The 20,429-nt window shown below is 64.9% G+C and carries 19 protein-coding genes; 4 read left to right on the forward strand and 15 right to left on the reverse strand.

What is annotated here, in order from left to right:
- Positions 1-59 precede the first annotated feature (59 nt).
- Positions 60-1,382, reverse strand: coding sequence for a TRAP transporter large permease (locus IH615_RS18870; RefSeq protein WP_291364344.1), 1,323 nt, complete (start codon positions 1,380-1,382; stop codon positions 60-62).
- Positions 1,379-1,921 (reverse strand): TRAP transporter small permease, encoded by a 543-nt coding sequence (locus IH615_RS18875; protein WP_291364346.1) that lies wholly within the window; start codon positions 1,919-1,921, stop codon positions 1,379-1,381. Before IH615_RS18875 ends, IH615_RS18870 begins: the two co-directional genes overlap by 4 nt.
- Before the next feature lie 338 nt (positions 1,922-2,259).
- Between IH615_RS18875 and IH615_RS18880 the strand changes: the two genes are divergently transcribed.
- Positions 2,260-2,718, forward strand: a complete 459-nt coding sequence (locus IH615_RS18880; RefSeq protein WP_291364348.1) for a MarR family transcriptional regulator — start codon at positions 2,260-2,262, stop codon at positions 2,716-2,718.
- Position 2,719: 1 nt separating this feature from the next.
- Here the strand turns inward: IH615_RS18880 and IH615_RS18885 are convergent, their stop codons facing one another.
- The 8 genes from IH615_RS18885 to IH615_RS18920 all read right to left on the reverse strand — a co-directional run bounded on the left by IH615_RS18885 (position 2,720) and on the right by IH615_RS18920 (position 10,796).
- On the reverse strand, positions 2,720-3,484 hold the full coding sequence (locus tag IH615_RS18885) for a crotonase/enoyl-CoA hydratase family protein (RefSeq protein WP_291364350.1): 765 nt from the start codon (positions 3,482-3,484) through the stop codon (positions 2,720-2,722).
- A 23-nt stretch (positions 3,485-3,507) separates the two neighbouring features.
- On the reverse strand, positions 3,508-3,924 hold the full coding sequence (locus IH615_RS18890) for a thioesterase family protein (protein WP_291364352.1): 417 nt from the start codon (positions 3,922-3,924) through the stop codon (positions 3,508-3,510).
- A gap of 8 nt (positions 3,925-3,932) precedes the next feature.
- A complete protein-coding gene (locus tag IH615_RS18895; RefSeq protein WP_291364353.1) occupies positions 3,933-4,694 on the reverse strand; it encodes an SDR family NAD(P)-dependent oxidoreductase in 762 nt (253 codons plus the stop codon).
- Complete coding sequence (locus tag IH615_RS18900; RefSeq protein WP_291364355.1) at positions 4,694-5,935, reverse strand: thiolase family protein; 1,242 nt, start codon at positions 5,933-5,935, stop codon at positions 4,694-4,696. The genes IH615_RS18895 and IH615_RS18900 overlap by 1 nt, the downstream gene beginning before the upstream one ends.
- A gap of 1 nt (position 5,936) precedes the next feature.
- The gene (locus IH615_RS18905) at positions 5,937-7,799 is read right to left on the reverse strand and encodes a feruloyl-CoA synthase (protein WP_291364356.1); all 1,863 of its coding nucleotides are present in this window, start codon (positions 7,797-7,799) and stop codon (positions 5,937-5,939) included.
- Positions 7,800-7,949: 150 nt separating this feature from the next.
- A complete protein-coding gene (locus IH615_RS18910; protein ID WP_291364358.1) occupies positions 7,950-8,741 on the reverse strand; it encodes an ABC transporter ATP-binding protein in 792 nt (263 codons plus the stop codon).
- Entirely contained in the window at positions 8,731-9,765 is a 1,035-nt protein-coding gene (locus IH615_RS18915; RefSeq protein WP_291364360.1) for an iron ABC transporter permease, read from the reverse strand. Before IH615_RS18915 ends, IH615_RS18910 begins: the two co-directional genes overlap by 11 nt.
- A complete protein-coding gene (locus tag IH615_RS18920) occupies positions 9,762-10,796 on the reverse strand; it encodes an iron ABC transporter permease (RefSeq protein WP_291364362.1) in 1,035 nt (344 codons plus the stop codon). Before IH615_RS18920 ends, IH615_RS18915 begins: the two co-directional genes overlap by 4 nt.
- Positions 10,797-10,877: 81 nt before the next feature.
- Between IH615_RS18920 and IH615_RS18925 the strand changes: the two genes are divergently transcribed.
- Genes IH615_RS18925 through IH615_RS18935 form a run of 3 tightly spaced genes read left to right on the forward strand, consistent with a single transcriptional unit; the run spans position 10,878 to position 13,632 of the window.
- Entirely contained in the window at positions 10,878-11,795 is a 918-nt protein-coding gene (locus tag IH615_RS18925; RefSeq protein ID WP_291364364.1) for an iron-siderophore ABC transporter substrate-binding protein, read from the forward strand.
- Positions 11,796-11,842: 47 nt separating this feature from the next.
- A complete protein-coding gene (locus IH615_RS18930; protein ID WP_291364366.1) occupies positions 11,843-12,760 on the forward strand; it encodes an iron-siderophore ABC transporter substrate-binding protein in 918 nt (305 codons plus the stop codon).
- Positions 12,761-12,765: 5 nt separating this feature from the next.
- Positions 12,766-13,632 (forward strand): sucrase ferredoxin, encoded by an 867-nt coding sequence (locus tag IH615_RS18935; RefSeq protein WP_291364368.1) that lies wholly within the window; start codon positions 12,766-12,768, stop codon positions 13,630-13,632.
- Between the two features lie 9 nt (positions 13,633-13,641).
- On the opposite strand, the gene IH615_RS18940 is transcribed toward IH615_RS18935, so the two are convergent.
- The 5 genes from IH615_RS18940 to IH615_RS18960 are packed head-to-tail and all read right to left on the reverse strand — an operon-like array spanning position 13,642 to position 20,381.
- Positions 13,642-16,107, reverse strand: a complete 2,466-nt coding sequence (locus IH615_RS18940) for a hypothetical protein (RefSeq protein ID WP_291364370.1) — start codon at positions 16,105-16,107, stop codon at positions 13,642-13,644.
- 60 nt (positions 16,108-16,167) lie between these two features.
- On the reverse strand, positions 16,168-17,220 hold the full coding sequence (locus IH615_RS18945) for an oligopeptide/dipeptide ABC transporter ATP-binding protein (RefSeq protein WP_291364372.1): 1,053 nt from the start codon (positions 17,218-17,220) through the stop codon (positions 16,168-16,170).
- A complete protein-coding gene (locus IH615_RS18950) occupies positions 17,213-18,253 on the reverse strand; it encodes an ABC transporter ATP-binding protein (RefSeq protein ID WP_291364374.1) in 1,041 nt (346 codons plus the stop codon). The genes IH615_RS18945 and IH615_RS18950 overlap by 8 nt, the downstream gene beginning before the upstream one ends.
- A 4-nt stretch (positions 18,254-18,257) precedes the next feature.
- Positions 18,258-19,385, reverse strand: a complete 1,128-nt coding sequence (locus IH615_RS18955; protein ID WP_291364376.1) for an ABC transporter permease — start codon at positions 19,383-19,385, stop codon at positions 18,258-18,260.
- Positions 19,386-19,394: 9 nt separating this feature from the next.
- Entirely contained in the window at positions 19,395-20,381 is a 987-nt protein-coding gene (locus IH615_RS18960) for an ABC transporter permease (RefSeq protein WP_291364378.1), read from the reverse strand.
- Between the last annotated feature and the right edge of the window lie 48 nt (positions 20,382-20,429).

Genomic DNA, 20,429 nt, shown 5'->3' on the forward strand with positions numbered 1-20,429 from the left:
CCTCTCTTTCAGCCTTGCCGGGCCCTCTCCTCATCGGGTCCGGCAAGGGGTTCGAAGCCTTAGTAGAGCATCCAGACCAACCATAGCGTGATCGGTGGAAACGCCACCAGGATTGCGGTGCGGACAATGTCGCTGACCACGAAGGGCAGTACGCCGCGATAGGTCTCCGATAGTCTTGTCCCCGGCGACATGGAGTGGATGATGAACAGGTTCATGCCCACCGGAGGCGTGATCAGCCCCACCTCGACCACGATCAGCACGATGATGCCGAACCAGATGCCGAACTCGTCCGGCGTCAGACCGAAATCGAGCACCGTCATCATCGGATAGATGATCGGCACGGTGAGCAGGATCATCGACAGCGAGTCCATCACGCAGCCCATGACCAGGTAGAAGATCAGCACCAGGATCATGACGAGCCAGGGGTTGAAACCCTGTTCGCCGACCCAGGCAGCCATCACCTGGGGCACCTGCGACAGGGCCAGGAAGCTGTTGAGGGCTGCCGCGCCAAGCACGATCAGGAAGATCATCGCCGTGGAACTGGCCGTGGCGAGGCATGCCTGGACAATGGCCTTCCGGTCGAGGCTTCTTGCCGAAAGCGCAATCACGAATGTTCCCGCCGCGCCGATGGCAGCCGCCTCGGTCGGGGTGAAGATGCCGGCATAGATGCCGCCGATCACCAGAATGAAGATCGCCAGCACCGGCCAGGTCCTGAACAGTTCCCGGAAGCGCTGGCCATAGGGCATGCGCTCCCGCACCCCGCCCGAATCCGGTTGCACCCGCACATAGATGGCAATGACGATGATATAGCCGATGGCCGCCAGAACGCCCGGCGCGAAGGCACCCATGAACAGCTTGGCGATGTTCTGCTCGGTCAGCACGGCGAAGATCACAAGGATGATCGAGGGCGGAATGAGAATGCCCAGCGTTCCACCTGCCGCGACAGCGCCGGTCGCCAGCGCGCCGGAATAGCCATATTTCTTGAGTTCGGGCAGCGCCACCTGGCCCATGGTGGCCGCCGTGGCCAGCGAGGACCCGCAAATGGCCCCGAAGCCGGCGCTGGCGCCGATGGCGGCCATGGCTACGCCACCCCTCTTGTGACCGAGCCATGCGGCGGCAGCGTTGAACAGGCCGGCCGACAGCCCGCCAAGCGTGGCGAACTGCCCCATCAGCAGGAACAGGGGCACCACCGACAGCGAGTAGGACGCATAGGTGGAATAGGTCAGGTTCTTGAACTGGCCCAGCAGCGGGTTGAAGCTGCCGGTCACCAGCCAGGTGCCCACGATGCCGACACCGAACATGGCTATGCCGATCGGTATGCGCAGGAAAATCAGGATGAGGACAAGCGGGATGCCGATCAACCCGAGCGCGAGGTCGCTCATAGCTCTGCCCCCGCCTGCCGGGGTTCGGCCTCGCCGGCCAGCGCATGCCGGATGGACCGGCCCGCGACATAGAGCGCCACCAGCACCAGCGCCACCGCCCCCACCAGGCCCAGCGCATAGGCCCAGCCCAGCGGGAACCGCAGCAGTAGGGTGGTTTCGCGATAGGCGAATTTATCGAGCATGCCGAAATAGAGGCGCCAGGCGATGAAACCGGACAGCGCCAGCATTAACAGGTCGCTGATGACAAGCAGCCAGGCATTGGCGCGCACACCGAAACTGTCGGTAACCAGCGTCACCAGGGCATGGCCGCGCTGCAGGTGAACCCAGGGCATGAAGGCAAACACGGCAAAGCCCATGCCGACCGAGACCAGTTCATAGTCTCCGGTAATCGGCCGCAACCCCGCCCATATCAACGCCCGGCCGACCACGCTCGCCACGACCATCGCCACGATCGCCATCAGCGCTATGCCGCCTGCCACGGCAAGCCCCCTCGCCAGCGCAATTGTCATTCGCCCCAGCACGGATTCGTCTCTGAACATCCACCACTCCCCTTCCGTGCGATTAGAGGCTCTGCCGGCTCCGATGTAAAATGAGAAATGTCTTCGTTTTTATAACTTGACGATTATCATGAGCCAGGCCGGAAGCAGTCTTTCGGCCAAAATAGGCGGATTTTCATAACCAATGATGCAATATTGCGCCGAACAACGGATCGTTCGGCTCGCCTGCCCGTCCAGCGCCTCGCATCTTTGGGCGCCATTGCCGTTGCGATCGGCTATTATGTTATCCTAGATAACTAAATTAGCGGGTTGCTGCAAGCTGGCCTTGCCTTCCGCTTCAGTCCGGTTACGAAATGACGCCGACGAGCAGCGAGCCGCCAATGTCTGACAATCCTGAACCGTTGATCACGGCCGACAGCCTCAGGGCAGAGGCCACGACGGGTATCATCGGCTACCGCCTGCGCCGCGCGCAGCTGAACGTGTTCCAGAAATTCCTTGCCGTCTTCGAGGATCTGAGGCTTCGCCCGGCCGAATATTCGGTGCTGGTGCTGATCGCCGACAATCCTGGCCGCAAGCAGACCGAGATTGCCGAAGTTCTGGGGATCAAGCGGGCCAATTTCGTCACCCTGGTCCATGGACTGGAGGAGCGGGGCCTGGTCGAGCGCTCGTCCTCGCTGCAGGACAAGCGCGCCAATGCGCTCCACCTGACCGGCACCGGCCAGGAATTCCTGGCCAATGCCCGCGCCATGCACGAGGCCATGGAGGCCGATCTGGTGGCCCGGCTTGGTGGCCAAGGAGCCCGCGACAGGTTGCTGGCACTGCTCGATCGCCTGACCTGATCTAGCGGAACACCGGCGGGCGCTTTTCGAGAAAGGCGCGCAGGCCTTCCTCCGCGTCAGGGCCCGTCTGGCTCAGGGCCGCGGTGAGGCTCTCCGCGTAAAGGCCGGCCTCGGGCGGCATCGAGCCGATCTGGGCGATGGCCTGGATGATGAAGCCGTTGATGGTGGGCGAATTTTTCGCAATGCGCTCGGCCAGCTCGAAAGCCTTGTCCAGCGCCTTTCCCTCGGGAACCAGGTGATGGGCGAGGCCCAGGCGCTCACCCTCGGCACCGGAATAGGTGCGGCCAGTCAGCATCATTTCGGTGAGCCGGTCCGGCCCGATCAGTTTCGATATCCGCACCGAACCGCCGCCGCCGACAAAGATGCCGCGCATCCCCTCGGGCATCTGGAAACGCACCGTCTCCTCGGCCACCCGCACATGGCAGGCGGCGGCGAATTCAAGCCCCCCGCCCATGACCGCGCCACTCATGGCCGCGACGACCGGAACCGGCGAGCTGGCAATCTGCGCCATGACGCGATGCCAGTTGCGCGAATGGGCCATCACCTCGAGCGGCTGGCGCATCACATGCTGGGACAGATCGAGGCCCGAGGAAAAATGCCCGCCCTCGCCGCTGACCACGATGGCGCGCGCGCCTGTCGGCACCGCCCGGAAGAAGGCGTCGAATGCGGCGACCAGCTCGTCATTGAGAGCATTGCGCTTCTCCGGCCGGTTGAGCAGCAGGTGAACGATGCTACCCCTCGTGGTCACCGTCAGCACGTCGGCCATGTTGTTTCCTTCCAATGCAATAGTCACGAGGCGCTCAGCTTTTGGCGTACGTCGTCGGGCAGTGGGGCCGAACGGATGCCGCCCTGCTCGTCGCGCACGACCCAGACGCGCTTCTCATGCGCTTCGATGGCGACTTCGCCATCACGAAGCACGGTGTGCTTCACCGAGAAGCTGGAGCGGCCCAACTCGGTGATTTCAGAGCGGATGTCCACCACGTCGCCAAAGCGCGATGGCTTGATGAAGCGGGCGCCGGTATCGACCATCGGGATGCCGGCAATGCCATAATGCTCGAGCCAATTGCGCTTGTGCATGGCAAAGGCGGCCGAGAGCAGTCCCGCCGTCGCATTGTCGAAGAAGCGGAAATAGTTGGGGTAATAGACGATTCCGGCCGGGTCGCAATCGCCGAACTGGATCTCGACCTTGATGGTGCGGTTAAACATGGCCGTTCCTACTTTGCCTGCATGCGCAGGGCGCCATCGAGGCGCACCACTTCGCCGTTGAGATAGTCGTTTTCCACCATCGAGCGCACCAAAGCCGCAAATTCCTCCGGCCTGCCGAGACGAGCCGGGTTGGGAATGGCGCTGGCCAGACCGTCCTGCACCTCCTGCGGCAGTTCCGCCAGCAGCGGCGTGAGGAACAGGCCGGGCGCGATGGCCAGCACGCGAATGCCGAAGCGGGCAAACTCCCGCGCTGCTGGCAGGGTGAGCGAGACAATGCCCCCCTTGGACGCCGCATAGGCCGCCTGGCCGATCTGGCCCTCGAACGCGGCCACCGAGGCGGTCGAGATGATGACGCCGCGCTGGCCATTGGCATCCGGCTCGGCCAGGGTCATGGCATGGGCGCAAAGCCGCATCATGTTGAAACTGCCCACGAGATTGACGCCGATGACCTTCTGGAAGGCATCGAGCGGCATCGGTCCGTCACGGCCCACGATGCGGGCGGCAGTGCCGATGCCGGCACAATTGACCAGCACCGATGGCCGGCCCATTGCCGCGACGGCGGCGCTGACTGCGCCTTCGGCGCCGTTGGCGTCGGCAACATCGACCGCAAAGAACTTGCCACCCAGTTCCTGCGCCACCGCCTCGCCCTGTTCGGCATTGCGGTCAAGGATCGCCACACGCGCACCTGCATGCGCCAGCGCACGTGCAGTTGCGGCGCCGAGCCCCGAAGCCGCGCCGGTGACGAAGGCTGTCTTGCCGGAAATATCCATTATGCCGCCTCGGGATTTTCGATGAGCAGGGCAATACCCTGGCCGCCCCCAATGCAGGCCGAGGCGATGCCGTAGCGGAGGCCTGAGCGCTTGAGCTCGTTGGCCAGGGTCAGGCAGAGGCGGATGCCGGTGACGCCCAGGGGATGCCCGATGGCAATCGCCCCGCCATTGACGTTGAGCTTGCCCTCGTCGAGCCCGAGTTCATCCACACAGGCCAGGATCTGCGCGCCGAAGGCCTCGTTGATCTCGATGCGGCCGATCTGGTCCAGTGTCATGCCGGCTGCCTCCAGCACGGCGCGGATGGCGGGAGCCGGGCCGATACCCATGATCTGCGGCGGCACGCCGACAGCGGCGCTGGCAACGATGCGGGCGAGTGGCTTGTGGCCATTGTCCCTGGCATAGGCCGAAGACGCGATCAGCACGGCCCCTGCCCCATCGACGATGGCCGAACTGTTGCCACCGGTCTGCACGCCGCCAAAGGCAGGGCGCAGCTTGGCCAGCACCTCATAGGACGAGGGACGGATATGGCTGTCGGTATCGACGCTCTCGACACCGCGCGGCAGCTTGATACCGCGCTTGTCGATGCCATCCACCTCGAACGTCTCGCTCACGACGGGCACGATCTCCTCGGCGAGGATACCGCTGTCACGCGCGGCAATGGCGCGGTTGAAGCTGCGCTCGGCAAAGCGGTCGACGCGCTCGCGGGAAATGCCATATTGCTTGGCAAGGTTCTCAGCCGTGTCGCCCATAAAGACGCAACCAGCCGGGTCGTAGAGCGCCTCCCACAGGAAGTCCTTGAACTCGACCTTGCCCATGGTGAAGCCATTGCGGTGGGTATAGGCGGCGATCGGGTTGCGGCTCATCGATTCACAGCCGGCGCCCAGCGCCAGATCGACGCGACCCAGCGACACCGAGTCCGCCGCCTGCGCAATGACTTCGATGCCGGTGCCGCAGATGCGCTGCACCAGATGCGCCGGGGCTTCGATCGGCGCGCCGGCATAAAGGCCGATATGGCGGGGGGTGACATAGGCATCGAACGAGGCCTGGGCCATGGAACCGGCAATCGTGTGCCCGATATCGGCGGCCTTGACGCCGGTGCGCTCGATGGCAGCGCGCGCCGCCTTGATGCCCAGGTCGATGGGCGAGATTTCGGCCAGGGCACCGCGATAGTCGACGAACGGCGTGCGTGCGCCGCCCAGCAGCCAGGCGTCATCAAAGGTTAGGCGGAGGCCTTTGCTCATGTCAGGCGCCTTTGCGGTTGAGGATGAAGATATCGGGGCCGGGCGCGTCACTATGGAGCGCGGCCACCAGGTCGGCACGATGCGTGCGCACCGCGCGCTGGTTGATCGAGCCCTTGTCGGTGATCTCGCCTTTGTCGATGTCGGGCGCCGCCGCCATGAGCAGGGCGCGGGCAACATGATTGGAGCTACCCGTCGATTTCTCTGCGAGTGCCGCAAGATTTCCGGCAAATTTCTCGCGGACTGCCGGGTGATCGACGATGGCCTGGGCTTCGCTGCCCGGCGGCAGGCCGGCCAGGCGGGCGCAGGCATCGAGGTCCGGGATGATCATCGCGCCGATGAAGTTGTGATCGAGGCCGGTCAGCACGACGTCGCGGATCAGTGGCGCGCAGGCGCCGATGACGGAAGCGCGTACCGCCGAGAAATTGACCCAGGTGCCGGTCGAGAGCTTGAAGTCCTCGGTGACACGTCCGTCGAAGACCAGGCCCTTGGACAGATCGTCGGGATCGGCATAGCGAACGGCGTCACCGATTTTGTAGAAGCCCTCCTCATCGAAGGCTTCGGCGGTCTTTTCGGCGTCGCGCCAGTAGCCGGGGGTGACGTTGGGGCCCTTGAGGCGCAATTCGGTCTTGTCGCCATTGGGCACCAGCTTCACCGTCATGCCGGCGGCGGGCAGGCCGATATGGCCGGCGGCTTCCACCGGCCAGGTGGTGGTGAAGGCAAAGGGCGCCGTCTCGGTCGAACCATAGCCGGTGATGATCAGGATGCGCTCGCCGGTTTCGGCGCGGGCGGCATGGTCGAGCCCGTCGAAGACATGCTGCGACAGCCCCGCCCCGGCATATTGCAGCAGCTTCAGCCGCGCGAACAGGTTGCGCCGCGCTTCTGGATGATCATCGAAGGCGGCGACGAGGAATTCATAGGCCTTGGGCACGTTGGTGAAGAAGGTGGGCTGCACATGGCGCAGGTTTTCCAGCGTGCGGCCGATGCGCGCCGGGGTGGGCTGGCCATCATCGATGTAGAAACTGCCGCCGTTGTAGATGGCGATGCCGGTATTGTGGCTGCCGCCGGCCACGTGGTTCCACGGCATCCAGTCCAGCAGTACCGGCGGCTCATCTTCCAGGAAGGCCAGGGCGGTGCGGATCATCTGCTGGTTGCAGGCCATCATCCGGTTGGTGGTGATCACCCCCTTGGGCAGGCCCGTCGAGCCGGATGTGAACAGCACCTTGGCCACCGTATCGGCCGTGATGGCGTCATGCGCCGCGGCAACCGCGGGGGTCACCATCGTCTTGAGCAGGTCGTCGAACAGCCGCACCGGACGCCCTGACGGCGGCGGATTGCTGCGCACGATCAGCGGAATGTCCGAGGCGAAGGTAGCCTCGATCGCCGGAGCAAAGCGGGCGCCATCGCTGGCATAGACCATGCCGGGCGTCAGCAGGCCGGCAATGTGCTTGAGCTTGCCATAGTCGGTCGAGACCAGCGAATAGGCCGGCGATATGGGCGCATAGGGAATGCCCACCCAGATGGCGGCCATGCCGAGCAGGAAATGCTCGATCTCGTTGCCGGAAATGATCATGAGCGGGCGCTCGGGCGAGAGGCCCGCATCGAGCAGCGCCTGGCCCAAAGGCTGGATACGCTCGAACACCTGGGCGAAGGTAAGCTTGCGCCAGCCCTCGCCTTCGCGGTCGGCGATCAGCACGGTGTCCGGCGTCTTGATGGCCCAGGCTTCCAGCGCGTCGACGATGGCGCGCGGATAGGCGCCCAACGTCTCGACAGAGCGCAGGATGGTCGTGCCGTCGGCGCGATGGTCGGCTGCGGCAGCCATGTTGCCCAGCCGGACCGGGCGCATGGGGGTGCCCAGATGGTTCATGTCGTCCTCCCTTAATATAGTTATGTCGCATAACTAAGTTGGGCGCAAGAGGGCATGGCTTTGGCCGCTACCTTGCGGGCGGCGCGGCATGGTTCCACGGAAGCATGCCGACAAGCCAGCGTCGAAGGTCCTATCGCACCTGGCGCAGACTCATCGCGTGCGCAGCGGGATGCAGAGGGGGCGGCCATAGGCGGGATCGGTGATGACCATGGCATCGACGTCGAACACCCGGGCGATGAGATCTTCGACCATCAGCTCCTCCGGCGGGCCGCTGGCCGCCACCACGCCGTCCCGCAGGAAGACCAGCTGGTCCGCATAGCGCGCGGCGAGATTGAGATCGTGCAACACCAGCACGATGGTGCGGCCGAACTGGGAATTGAGCTGGCGCACCAGATCGAGGCAATCGAGCTGGTGCGACATGTCGAGATGATTCACCGGCTCGTCGAGGCACACCACTTCGGTTTCCTGCGCCAGCACCATGGCGATCCACACCCGCTGCAGCTGCCCGCCTGACAGCGAGCCGAGGTGACGCTCGCGCAGGTGGGTGACGCCCGTCCCCGCCATCGCGGTTTCGAGCGCCCGCGTATCGTCGGGACTCCAGGGCTGCAGCATGGACTGGTGCGGATAGCGGCCCAGCCGCACCAGTTCCTCCACGGTCATGTCCTCGGGCGCCGAGGGGCTTTGCGCCAGAAGCCCGATCTGGCGGGCCAGCATGCGCTCGCCCAGTTTCGCTATATCGGTGGTTTCGAGCAGGATGCGGCCGGCGCTCGGCTTGTGCAGCCGGCGGATCGCCCGCAGCAAAGTGGACTTGCCGCAGCCATTGGGTCCGGCCAGCACGGTGATCTTGCCGCGCGGAATGGCCAGGGACAGCGTGTCGAGAACGCTGGTATTGCCATAGGCCAGGGTGAGGCCATCGACGGCAATGGCTGGACTATCCGTCATGGCGTTGCCTGCTCATCAAGAGGAAAAGGAAATAGGGTGCGCCGATCACCGCGGTTACGGTTCCGGCCGGGACCTCGACCGGGCTGAACAGCACGCGCACGATCAGGTCCGCCCCGATGAGCATGATGGCGCCCAAGAGGAAACTGGCGAACAGTCCCGCATGGATGTTGCGGCCCACCACCAGCCGCGCCAGATGCGGCGCCATCAGCCCGATGAAGCCGACGCCGCCCACAAAAGCGACCGAAACCGCCGTAAGGCCCGCGGCGAGGGCAAAGATCAACACCCGGAATATCGGCAGGTCGAGCCCTATGCTGCGCGCCGACACTTCGTCGAGGTCGGCTGGCGGCATCTTGCGCGCGGCCAATACCGCCAGCGCCAGCAAGGGCAGCAGCATCAGCAGCGTGATCTGGATTTCGCTCCAGTTGATTTCGTTGACCGCCCCGGCAATCCAGCGCGCCGCCTGGCTGGTCCGATAGATCGGCCCGATCAGCATCATGACCATGACCAGCGCCTTGAACACCGCGGCAATGGCAATGCCGAACAGCAGCAGGCGCACTGCCGATGCCGATTGCCGCCCGCTCAGCAGGAAGACCAGACCAATGCCCAGCACAGCGCCAGCCATCGCCGCCAGCGGCTGGTAGCCAATGGAGGTGACGAGCGTATTGGATTCGTTCGACAGCACCGCGAGGAAGACAACGACGCCCAAAGCGGCCCCGTCGATGACCCCCAGCACGCCCGGCGATGCCAGGGCATTGCGGGTGATCTTCTGCAGCAGGAACCCGGCAACCGCCATGCCGCCACCGGCCAGCGCCGCGATCGCCACGCGCGGCAGGCGCAATTGCAGCACGATGAGTTTTTGCGTCTTCTCGCCGGCACCCAGAATGACTGAGGCGACCTGATCGAGGGGAATCCAGCTCGAACCAAAGGCCACGCCGCTCAAAGCCAGCAAGAGGCCGATCGAGCCGAGAACCGCCAAGGCAATGGGCGCGCGTGCGGTTGTCAGAGTTGAGGTCAAGCCGCTCATGCTGCCCTCCGGCGCAGCAGGGCCACCAGCACGATGCCCCCCAGCACCGCCGTGATTGCCCCGACCGGCGCCTCGACCGGAAAGATCACGAAGCGCGCGGCAACATCGGCCAGGACAGCATAGATGGCGCCAATCAGCGCCGCGGCAATGATCTGCCGGCCATGCCGCAATCCGACCAGCCGCCGCGCCGCATGGGGCACGACCAGGCCCACGAAACTCACCGGCCCGGCCATGGCGACCGATGCGCCCGTCAGCAGCGAGACCGACACAAAGCAGCCAATCCGCACCAGGGTGAGAGGCACACCCAGCCCCTTGGCGGTTTCGTCATCCGCCTGCAGCGCATCGAGCGGCCGCGCCAGCAGCAGCGCCAGGGCCGCCCCGGCAAGGATGAACGGGCCGCCGCTGAGCGCCAGCGTCATGGGCCGGTCGACGAACGACCCGGCCAGCCAGAACAGCAGGTTCTGCAGCTGCGCCTCGTTATTGGTGAGGATGATCTGGACGATCGATTGCCCCAGCCCCGCAATGGTGACGCCGATCAGCACGATACGGATCGGCGACAGGCCGCCCGCCCCTGCCGCAATCGCAAAGACCACGAGGCTGGTGACCAGCGCCCCCAGAGCCGCCGTCAGCGACAGGCCGATCAGTGAGCCGACGCCAAAGACTGCGCTCGCCACCACCACGGCCAGGGAGGCGCCGGCATTGAGCCCGAGCGTATCGGGCGAGGCGATGCGGTTGCGCGCCAGGGTCTGCACCTGCACCCCGGCAATGGCGAGGCCCGCGCCCACCAGCGGCGCGATGATCGCACGCGGCAGCCTCAGGCTGGTGATGACGGTCGCCGCCTCCGAACCATCGAAGGCAAACAGCGCCGCGAATGCCTGCGGCAGCGAATAGATGCGGTAGCCGACCGTGACGCTGAGCACCATCGCGGCCACCAGCGTGATGAGCAGGCCGCCATAGACCAGCCCAAGCGACGTGGATCGCGGGAGCGGCGTGGCGTTGGACGAAACCTCGTGCAGAACGTTGGCTTGCAAAGTTGATCTTCAAAGTCAGGTTGACATCTCGCGCTTTCGAAGATCATTTTATGACTGTCACTGTCAAGTTCGAGAATTGTTATGAAGCTTTTTCGCCGCGCGGTTCTGGCCGGTATTGCACTGGCCGCACTGCTCGCCATGCCAGCCATGGCCCGGGAAATCACCCATGCCATGGGCGTTACCGAGGTGCCTGATAATCCCCAGCGCATCGTTGTCCTGACCAATGAAGGCACCGAGGCCCTGCTTGCCGCCGGCATTACCCCTGTTGGTGCCGTTCGTTCCTGGCTGGGCGACCCCTGGTATGCTCACATCGCCGCCCAAATGGCCGACGTCACCGTGGTGGGCGAAGAATCGGCGGTCAATCTCGAAGCGATCGCCGCGCTCGAACCCGATCTGATCCTGGGCAACAAGACGCGCCAGGAAAAAATCTACGACCAGCTTTCCGCCATTGCCCCCACCGTCATGTCCGAGCGCCTGCGCGGGGACTGGAAGATCAACATGGCGCTCTATACCGATGCCGCCGGCAAGGGCGCCGAAGGAGAGGCCGCCCTGGCGGCCTTCGACGCGCGCGTCGACAAGATTGCCGAAGCGGCAGGCCCGGCTCTCCAGGAGCGCATCTCGCTTGGCCGCTTCATGGCCTCGCTCACCCGCATCTACTACAAGGACACCTTTGCCGGGCTGATCCTCGGCGAAATCGGCTTTGCGCGACCGGCCGTGCAGGACAAGGACGAGTTTGCCGACGATGTCGGCAAGGAACGCATTCCCGACTTCGACGGCGATCGACTGTTTTACTTCGTCTACGAGACCGGCGATGGCGCGGCGGAGGCCCAGGCCAATGACTGGACCAGCGACCCGCTCTGGCAGAACCTGCCGGTGGTGAAGGCCGGCAAGGCCCATGCCGTGGACGATGCTGTGTGGAACACCGCCGGTGGCATCATCGCCGCCAACCTGCTGCTCGACGACCTCGAAGAGATCTACGAGCTGGCGCCGACCCGCTGACACCAAGGGGTCGCTGCGGCGGCCCCTCCCCTTTCCGGATTTTCCCAATGACCAACCGATTGCTTACCACGGCACTGCTTGCGCTTGCCCTCACCATCCCCGCTCAGGCCCGCGAAATCACCCATGCCATGGGCGTCACCGACGTGCCCGATGCGCCAGTACGGATCGCCATTCTCACCAATGAGGGGACAGAAGCCCTGCTGCATCTGGGCGTCGTGCCGGTCGGCGCCGCCCAGTCCTGGGAAGGCGACCCCTTCTATCCGCACCTGGCTGACAAGCTGGTCGATACCGTCTCGCTCGGCACCGAGACCGCCATCAATCTCGAAGTGCTGGCATCGCTCGAACCCGACCTGATCATCGGCACCATGGTCCGGCAGGAGAACATCTACGAGCAGCTCTCGGCCATTGCCCCCACCGTCATGTCGACCACCATTGGCTCGGCCTGGCTCGACAACTACCAGTTCTACGGCGACGTGGTCGGCCGTGGCGACGAGGCCAGGGCCAATGTCGCGGCGCTGCAGGCCAGGGGCGCTGAACTCGGCGCCGCCATTGGCGATGCGATCAATGAGAAAATCTCGCTGGTGCGTTTTGCGCCGGGCCGCACCCGCATCTATTCCGACCACTCCTTCCCCGGGGTGGTCCTCGATCTCGTCGGCTTCCAGCGCCCTGCTTTGCAGCGTAGCGCCGAGACCTTCGTGCAGATCGGCAAGGAGCGCATTCCCGAAATGGGCGGCGATAGGATTTTCTATTTCGCCCCTGACGACGACAATGCCGAATCCCTGGCCAATCTCGAAGAATGGCTGAATGATCCGCTGTTCCTGCAGCTTGAGGCGAGCAAGGCCGGCAAGGTTGCCCGCGTCGGTGAGCTGGCCTGGAACCTGGGCGGCGGCATCTATAGCGCCTATATGATGCTCGACGATCTGGCCGAAATCTACGGCGTCACCCTGCCGCCGCAGGCCGACTAGCACTCATGCATAGGTTCTGCACCGATCACGCCATTGGCTGCGGCGAGCCGCTGCCTGGCACCGCGGCCCTGGCCGAACGGCACCTGTTCATGCGCTGGCCCAAAGGCAACTGGCGCCGCCCGCGCTTTGAGACCGTGGGACTGTCCTATGAGTTGCGGACCCAGATGCGGGCAGCGACCGGCGACGGCCGCTATGTCGGCCTGGTCGATACCGGTGACGGAGAGGCGCTGGAGCTCCTGTCCTTCCCCGATGCCACCAGCATCGTGCCGCGCGACCAGGCGCATGCGGCCGAGCTGATCGCCCGCTGGCGGGATGGTCACCCCCTGGGCGGCGAACCCCTGCCGCGCCGCGTGATCCTGTGCTGCACCGACGCCAAGACCGATGCCTGCTGCGCGCGCTATGGCTTTCCGGTGTTCAAGGCCCTTGTGGCCGCCGCGCCCGCCTTCGATCTCGACGTGCTGCAATGCACCCATATCGGCGGCTGCCACTTCGCCCCCTCGGTCATCGTCATGCCGGACCGGCAGCGCTATGGCCGGCTGACCCCCGCTGCCGTTCCCGAATTCCTGGCCATGGTCGCCCGCCACGACATCTACCTGCCGGGCTACCGGGGAAATCCGGGGCTCAGCGAACTCGAACAGTCCGCCGAAGCTGCGGCGCGCCGCTGGGCCGACGGTCGCTACCCCATCGAGCGGATCGAGGTCGCCGAGGTGAAGATGCTGGACGAGGACACGGCCACCATCGAGGTCCGGCTCAACGCCGAACCCATCACCATCAATGCGCAGCGGCAGATATTCCCGGTCTATGGCAACTGCCGCGACATGGACGGCGAAGCGCCGGACAAGGCCCGGTGGGTCGCCTGGGCAAGCCCCTAGAGGCTTGGGCTACGCCCGTGGCATCTGGTGAATGCTGACCTGCGGAATTGCCGACAGGTCCTGCGCGACCACCGGCTGGCCATCCAGGCTCAGGCCAGCCGACCAGTCCAGCATCAGCTCTGGCTTGCGCGGCATGGACAGCGACAGCCGCCCGGCCTGGGCATCCAGAGACAGGCGGCAAGCCACCACCTGCTCGGTGAACGCCTCCAGGTCATCAGTCTCACTCACGATGACGGCCCATCCCTGCTGGTGCCCGTGGCACCGGTATTCGAGACCCGCGGCAGGCCCGGTCGTGATGGCCTCCAGGGCGCCGGTCGCCTTGTAGGCCACCAGGGCTTCGCCCGATTGCAGGATCAGCGTATCGCCATCGAGGCGATGCACGATGCCGCTGCGCGCGGCATAGGCATGGGTGAACTTCAGGCGGGCATCCGCTTCGAGCCGATAGAGCAGCATGGCCACATTGCCGGCCTGTCCGATCCGCGGCAGGGTGCCGTTTCCGGCCCAGTAGGACGGGCGCTGTTCGCCCCAAGGATCGTCCTCGCCCGGATGGTTGATCCAGCTGCGGGCCATTGGGTGAGCGGAAAAGCGCAGGTCGAGCACATGCTGCTGGTGGCCATAGCCTCCGGCCTTCGCACCGCTATTGGTGGAGAGCTGCACATGCCGGGTCTTGTAGAGGGTCAGCAGGCTCGCCGGACCGTAGCCCTGCAGATACCGCGCCGAGACCACCTCCCCCGCCGCCGGCTCCACATATTGCTCCAGCGCCGCCGGGGGTTCGTAGCGCCCCGCCGCAAACAGCGGCAGCGAGGCCACCCCACGGTTCAGCCAGCCCTTGCCAAAAGCCACCGCGGCAAACGGCGCCAGCTCGGTCAGCGGGCCGGCGCGCAACTCCTTGTCATAGGCGCGGCCCATCGAACCGGCCGGCACGCCGTTGAGGCTGTGCAGGGCCACCATGGTGAAGATGCGGTCGCATAGCACCCGCGCCCGTTGCGCCAGGGGCTCCGGAGCCAGTTCGGCCAGTGCGAGCAGCCCGATGAAGTCGACCGGGTAATAGGCCGACGAATTCCACTCGGCCAGCCCCTCTTCCTCCACGGCATCAAACCAGCGGCCCAGCCGCTCGGTGGCACGCTCCGCCTGTTCCCGGCCGGGGCGGCCCGACGCGGTGAATATCCTCTCCGGCCAGGCGAGGCCGGCCAGCAATTGCGAGACGTGAAAGCACAAAGCGTGGTTCTCGCTCCAGAACCACATGACGTCATTGCCCTTCTCGTCCACCCAATAGCGAAAATCGAGCAGGGCCCTTTCACTGCGCAGGCGCAGATCGGCGGGCAGGCTGGCCGCGTGGCGCTGATAGGCCCATAGCAGCGGCACCGATACGAAATCGGCGCAATCCCGCCTCTCCTCGATCGCCAATAGGGTTTCCTCGATGATCGGCCGCAGGCGCGGGTCATCGGCGCGGCCGGTTTCCAGCAGGGCGACCGCCGTCCCCATCCGCATTTCGCCATGCAGCGCCGCATGGTCGAGCGCGATCCGCTTTCGGGCCGCTAGGTCTCCGGGCAGCGGCTGTGGCACCGTCTCGTGCAGCACTGCACAGCCAATACTGCGCGCCACCCGCGATTCCCCGGCGATCAAGGTCAGCGGCAGCGTGTGATAGCCATCAGGCAGTTCCTGCCCCTGGCATAGCGGCAATTCGGTTGTGCCGGCCCTGAGGGTGAGCCGGCGATCGAGCAGCACCGCATGGGTATGGGAGGTCGATGTGACCTGGACATGAATATCGACGTCGATGCTGGCGGGGGTATCGAACAGCAGGATCACCTGGCCGTCCCGATCGACCACATCGCCCTTGCATCGCGCCTGGCTGGCCAGGGTCTTGAGGGCATCGACCTGCTTGCCCATGCGCGCCCCGGGCAGAGTGACCGCGAGCGCCACATCGTCGAGCAGGACCATCTCGAAGAACCACTGCACGTCCCGCTCGGCCATGTCCTCGGTCAGGACGACGATCTCGCTGCCGCCAGCCTTGAGCGGCAGGTGCACGACCGTGTCTTGGGTGCTGTTGCGGGTGAACGGCTCGAACCGCCCGGCCAGTTCGCCATCGACCCAGATATGGACCCCACCACGGGTCGATAGCTGGAACGAGCAATATCGACTTTCGGCCGCTGTGACCCAGCTGCGGCACCAGCGCGCCAGGCGCGTGGGGCGGTGGCGGAACTGGGTGAATTCCACCCGCCGGTTGCTACCCGGGAGATAGAGGCTTTCCACCGGCCAGTCCGTTCTGAGGCGAACCCGGCGCGTGGCCACGTCGCGCCAGGTCGCCACCCGGCACGGCAGGTCGCCGACATCGACGAAACCGTTGACATAGCGGTAGTTCTGCTTGTCGTGCGCGACTGCCGGCTCGCCCGGAAAATACTGCGCCTCAACCGGCGAGAGCTCCCAGGCATTGAGGCTGTCGCCCTTGGAGATGGTAAGCAGGGGAGCGGGCATGGCGATCAACCGGTCAGGATATTGTGGTCAAGGCGTGGGCGTGGCGGGTCGGCGCCGCCACTACGCGACTGCGCCCACCAAGGATAGTTCCTCGGCGAAGTGGCAGCGCACCTGGCGACCGCCGGCGACCTCTCGCAGGGCCGGGACCTCGGCACTGCACCTGGGCTGGGCATAGGGGCAGCGCGGGTGAAAGCTGCAGCCGGAGGGCGGATTGGCGGCATTGGCGATCTCGCCCTTGAGCGGGACGCGCTTGCGGGTGCGATTGCCGCGCGGATCGGGCTGCGGCACTGCCGCCATCAGGGCCTCGGTATAGGGGTGCAGCGGGTTCGAGAATAACTGCTCGGTGGGCGCCACTTCCATCATCCGCCCCAGATACATCACGCCCACACGATCGGCGATATGCTCGACCATCCCCAGATCGTGGGTGATGAAAAGGTAGGTGAGGCCGAACTGCTCCTGCAGGTCCTGCAGCAGGTTGATATTCTGTGCCGCGACCGACACGTCCAGCGCCGACACAGCTTCGTCCGCAGCGATGAAGCTCGGATTGAGCGCGAGGGCCCGGGCAATGCCGATGCGCTGGCGCTGTCCGCCCGAAAAGGCATGGGGATAGCGATTGAGGAATTCGGGGCGAAGGCCGACCACCTTGAGCAGTTCCGCCACCCGGTCGCTGATCTCGCCGCGATTGCTGTTGCCATGGATCACCATGGGCTCGCCCACCAGCTCCAGCAGCGTCATGCGCGGATTGAGCGAGGAATAGGGATCCTGGAAGATCATCTGCATCTCGGCGCGCAGCGGCCGCATCTCGCGGTCGGAGAGGGCGGAAATATCCACCACCTTGCCGCTGGCCCGCCGAAACAGTATCTGCCCCTCGGAAAGCTCATAGGCCCGCAGCATCAGCCGCGCGACGGTAGACTTGCCCGAGCCGCTTTCACCCACCAGGCCCAGCGTTTCGCCGGTTCGGATATCGAGCGATACGTCATCGATCGCCTTGACGTTGCCAACATGGCGCTTGAGCCAGCCGGCATGGATGGGAAAATACTTCTTGAGCCCACGCACGGAGACCAGCACGTCGTCAGGCAGCGTCGCCGCCGAGGTTGCCGGAATATCAGACATGGGCGGGCTCCTGGACTGCGGCGAACTGCTCGGCGATATGGCAACGCGACATCTGCAGCCCGAACATCTTCTCAGGCGGCACGGTCACGTCGCAGAGCCCGGGCACCATATGGGCGCAGCGCGGATTGAACGCACAGCCAGATGGTACGCTGAACGGGTCGGGCACCATGCCCGGAATTGTCGGCAGGCGGCGGCCCTGGTCGACGCCCAGGCGCGGGATGGAACGCAGCAGGGCCTGGGTATAGGGGTGCTTGGGCGCATAGAAGATGTCATCGACCGTGGCAGTCTCGACCATCCGGCCCAGATACATGACCGACACGCGGTCGGCGATATCGGCCACCACACCGAAATTGTGGGTGATGAAGATGATGGCCATGCCCAGCTCCGACTGGAGCTGCTTGAGCAGTTCGAGAATCTGCGCCTCGGTGGTTACATCAAGCGCCGTGGTGGGCTCGTCCGCAATCAACAGGCTGGGATCGCAGCTGATGGCCAAAGCGATCATGGCCCGCTGCCGCATGCCGCCCGAAAGCTGATGGGGAAAGGCATCCACCATCTGCGCCGGGCGCGGCATCTGCACCTTGGCGAGCAGGTCGATGGCCCGCTCGCGCGCGGCGGCACGGCTAAGCCCCTTGTGCAACTGCACTGTGCGCATGATCTGCGTGCCGATGGTGTGGACCGGCGACAGCGCCGTCATCGGCTCCTGGAAGATCATGCCGATATGCTGGCCGCGCACCTGGCGGATAGCCCGGCTGTTGCGGTCGAGCGCCGACAGCTCGTATTGCTCGCCACTGCGGGGCCGGAAGCGAATGCTGCCTTCCGGCGCCACCGCCCGCTTGGGCAGGAGGCGCATGATGGCACGCGCCGTGATGGACTTGCCCGAGCCGCTCTCGCCCACGATGCCGAGCACTTCGCCCTTGTTCACATGGTATGAAACGCCGTTGACGGCCTTTACCAGCCCTTCCCGCAGCGGGAAGTGCACATGGACATTGTCGAGTTCGAGCAGGCGCTCGGGCGGCATGGTCTGAGAAGTCATGGTTTTACTGCCCATAGGGATCGGCCGCGTCGCGCAGGCCATCACCCAGGAAATTGAAGGCCAGCACGGTCACCACCACCGCAACGCCCGGCGACAGCAGCCACGGGGCCAGCGAGATGGAGCGCAGGTTCTGTGCGTCCTGCAGCAGCACGCCCCAGCTCACCACCGGTGGCCGCAAGCCCAGGCCGAGGAAGCTCAGCGCCGTTTCGCCCAGGATCATTTCGGGGACGGCCAGCGTCAGCGCCGCGATGATATAGGACGTCATCGAAGGCAGCATATGCTTGGTGATGATGCGATATTCACTGGCGCCGGCGAGCCGGGCGGCAAGCACGTAATCCTCGTTGCGGATGGCGAGGAACTGTCCGCGCACCACCCGCGCCAGGTAAGTCCAGCCGATCAGCGCCAGGATGAAGGTGATCAGCACATAGACAAAGATGGGATCCCAGGCGATCGGCAGCGCCGCAGCCAGACCCATCCAGAGCGGGATAGTGGGGATGGAGCGGATGAACTCCATCAGCCGCTGAATAGAGCTGTCGATCCATCCCCCGAAATAGCCCGAGATGGAGCCCAGGGCCAGGCCGAGCACGAAGGCGAAAGCTACGCCCACCAGACCCGCCGACAACGAGACGCGCGCGCCATGAATGAGACGCGAGAACACATCGCGCCCCAGATCGTCCGTACCCAGAAGATTGACCTGCTGGCGGCGACCCTCGACGCCGAAGAGATGGATTTCGGTCGTGAACAGGCCGAACATGGAATAGGCATCGCCGGCAAAGAAGAAGCGTATCGGCAGCACTTCCTCCGTATCGTGCACATAGGTGACGCGCGTGGTCTCTGCATCGCGCGTCCGTTCCAGAGCATAGACGAACGGGCCGACAAACTGTCCCTCGTGGAACAGATGCACGCCGGTGGGCGGCGCCAGGGTGCGCAGGCGCTCGAACGTCACCGGATCATAGGGGGCCACGAATTCGGCAAACAGGGCGCTGACCCCAAGCAGGATCAGGAACCACATGGACACGACCGCCAGGACGTGTTTGCGGAACCGGCGCCAGATGAGCTGCCAGGGACGCGCGCTGTAGAGCTCTTCCTTGCGCTTGTTGATCGGTTCGTCGGCGATGGATTGTTCGGTCATGGCCCGGCCTCAAGCGTAGCGGATGCGCGGATCGAACCACGCCAGCAGGATGTCGGAGAAGAGCGTGCCCACCACGGTGAACAGGCTCAGGATGAGAATGAAGCTGCCGGCAAGGTACATGTCCTGCATCTTGAGCGCCTGCAGCAGCAGAGGGCCCGTCGTCGGCAGGTTCAGCACCACGGCCGTGATGACGTCGCCCGAGAACAGCGCCGGCAGGGCCCAGCCCACCGTGGAAATGAAGGGATTGAGCGCCACACGGACGGGGTAGTTCCACACCACCTGTCGCTCCGACAGACCCTGTGCATAGGCGGTTTCGACATAGGGCTTGCCCATCTCGTCCAGCATGTTCGCCCGCATGACGCGGATCAGGCCTGCGGCGCCGCCGGTTGAGAGCACGACCAGCGGAATCCACAGATGCTGGAGCAGGTTGATGACCTTGCCCATGCTCCAGGGCGCGTTCTGGTACTGCGTCGAAAACAGGCCCCCCACGTCCATGTTGAGATAGACAAAGCTGATCCACATCAGGATGAGCGCGAGCAGGAAATCGGGCGTTCCCTTGCCCAGGAATCCGAACACGGTGAAGACATAGTCCAGCACTGAATACTGCCTGGTGGCGGAATAGACGCCGACTGGGATGGCGATGGCCCAGGTGATGACCAGGCTGATTGACGACAAGGCCAGGGTGATGGCCAGGCGGTCCCAGATCAGGCTGGATACGGGCGCGTTCCATTCCAGCGAATAGCCAAAATCGCCGCGCAGCACGATGGCGGTGATCCAGCGCCAATATTGCAGCAGGATCGGATCGTTGAGGCCCATGCGGTCACGCAGGAGTGACTCCTGGACTGCTGTCAGGTGTTCCCCGGACTGTCGCAGCTGCGCGGCATAGGCGGTGACGTAGTCTCCCGGCGGGAGCTGAATGATGAGAAATGCAATCAGCGAGATAAAGATCAGCGTTGGAATCGCCAACAGGGTACGCCGAACGATGAAGGCGATCATGCACTGTCTCCTTGGTCACCGGCCTGAGACAGGCCGATGCCGGCCACG

It is taken from the genome of Devosia sp., from assembly GCF_014860165.1.
In the GTDB taxonomy this organism is placed as follows: Bacteria; Pseudomonadota; Alphaproteobacteria; order Rhizobiales; family Devosiaceae; genus Devosia.

What these genes read in the sequence shown, in the direction of transcription:
- IH615_RS18925 (WP_291364364.1), top strand. Translation starts at nt 10,878, where the DNA reads ATGAAGCTTTTTCGCCGCGCGGTTCTGGCCGGTATTGCACTGGCCGCA.
- IH615_RS18960 (WP_291364378.1), bottom strand. Translation starts at nt 20,381, where the DNA reads ATGATCGCCTTCATCGTTCGGCGTACCCTGTTGGCGATTCCAACGCTG.
- IH615_RS18895 (WP_291364353.1), bottom strand. Translation starts at nt 4,694, where the DNA reads ATGGATATTTCCGGCAAGACAGCCTTCGTCACCGGCGCGGCTTCGGGG.
- IH615_RS18900 (WP_291364355.1), bottom strand. Translation starts at nt 5,935, where the DNA reads ATGAGCAAAGGCCTCCGCCTAACCTTTGATGACGCCTGGCTGCTGGGC.
- IH615_RS18870 (WP_291364344.1), bottom strand. Translation starts at nt 1,382, where the DNA reads ATGAGCGACCTCGCGCTCGGGTTGATCGGCATCCCGCTTGTCCTCATC.
- IH615_RS18955 (WP_291364376.1), bottom strand. Translation starts at nt 19,385, where the DNA reads ATGACCGAACAATCCATCGCCGACGAACCGATCAACAAGCGCAAGGAA.
- IH615_RS18910 (WP_291364358.1), bottom strand. Translation starts at nt 8,741, where the DNA reads ATGACGGATAGTCCAGCCATTGCCGTCGATGGCCTCACCCTGGCCTAT.
- IH615_RS18890 (WP_291364352.1), bottom strand. Translation starts at nt 3,924, where the DNA reads ATGTTTAACCGCACCATCAAGGTCGAGATCCAGTTCGGCGATTGCGAC.
- IH615_RS18945 (WP_291364372.1), bottom strand. Translation starts at nt 17,220, where the DNA reads ATGTCTGATATTCCGGCAACCTCGGCGGCGACGCTGCCTGACGACGTG.
- IH615_RS18875 (WP_291364346.1), bottom strand. Translation starts at nt 1,921, where the DNA reads ATGTTCAGAGACGAATCCGTGCTGGGGCGAATGACAATTGCGCTGGCG.
- IH615_RS18905 (WP_291364356.1), bottom strand. Translation starts at nt 7,799, where the DNA reads ATGAACCATCTGGGCACCCCCATGCGCCCGGTCCGGCTGGGCAACATG.
- IH615_RS18935 (WP_291364368.1), top strand. Translation starts at nt 12,766, where the DNA reads ATGCATAGGTTCTGCACCGATCACGCCATTGGCTGCGGCGAGCCGCTG.
- IH615_RS18915 (WP_291364360.1), bottom strand. Translation starts at nt 9,765, where the DNA reads ATGAGCGGCTTGACCTCAACTCTGACAACCGCACGCGCGCCCATTGCC.
- IH615_RS18930 (WP_291364366.1), top strand. Translation starts at nt 11,843, where the DNA reads ATGACCAACCGATTGCTTACCACGGCACTGCTTGCGCTTGCCCTCACC.
- IH615_RS18885 (WP_291364350.1), bottom strand. Translation starts at nt 3,484, where the DNA reads ATGGCCGACGTGCTGACGGTGACCACGAGGGGTAGCATCGTTCACCTG.
- IH615_RS18880 (WP_291364348.1), top strand. Translation starts at nt 2,260, where the DNA reads ATGTCTGACAATCCTGAACCGTTGATCACGGCCGACAGCCTCAGGGCA.
- IH615_RS18950 (WP_291364374.1), bottom strand. Translation starts at nt 18,253, where the DNA reads ATGACTTCTCAGACCATGCCGCCCGAGCGCCTGCTCGAACTCGACAAT.
- IH615_RS18940 (WP_291364370.1), bottom strand. Translation starts at nt 16,107, where the DNA reads ATGCCCGCTCCCCTGCTTACCATCTCCAAGGGCGACAGCCTCAATGCC.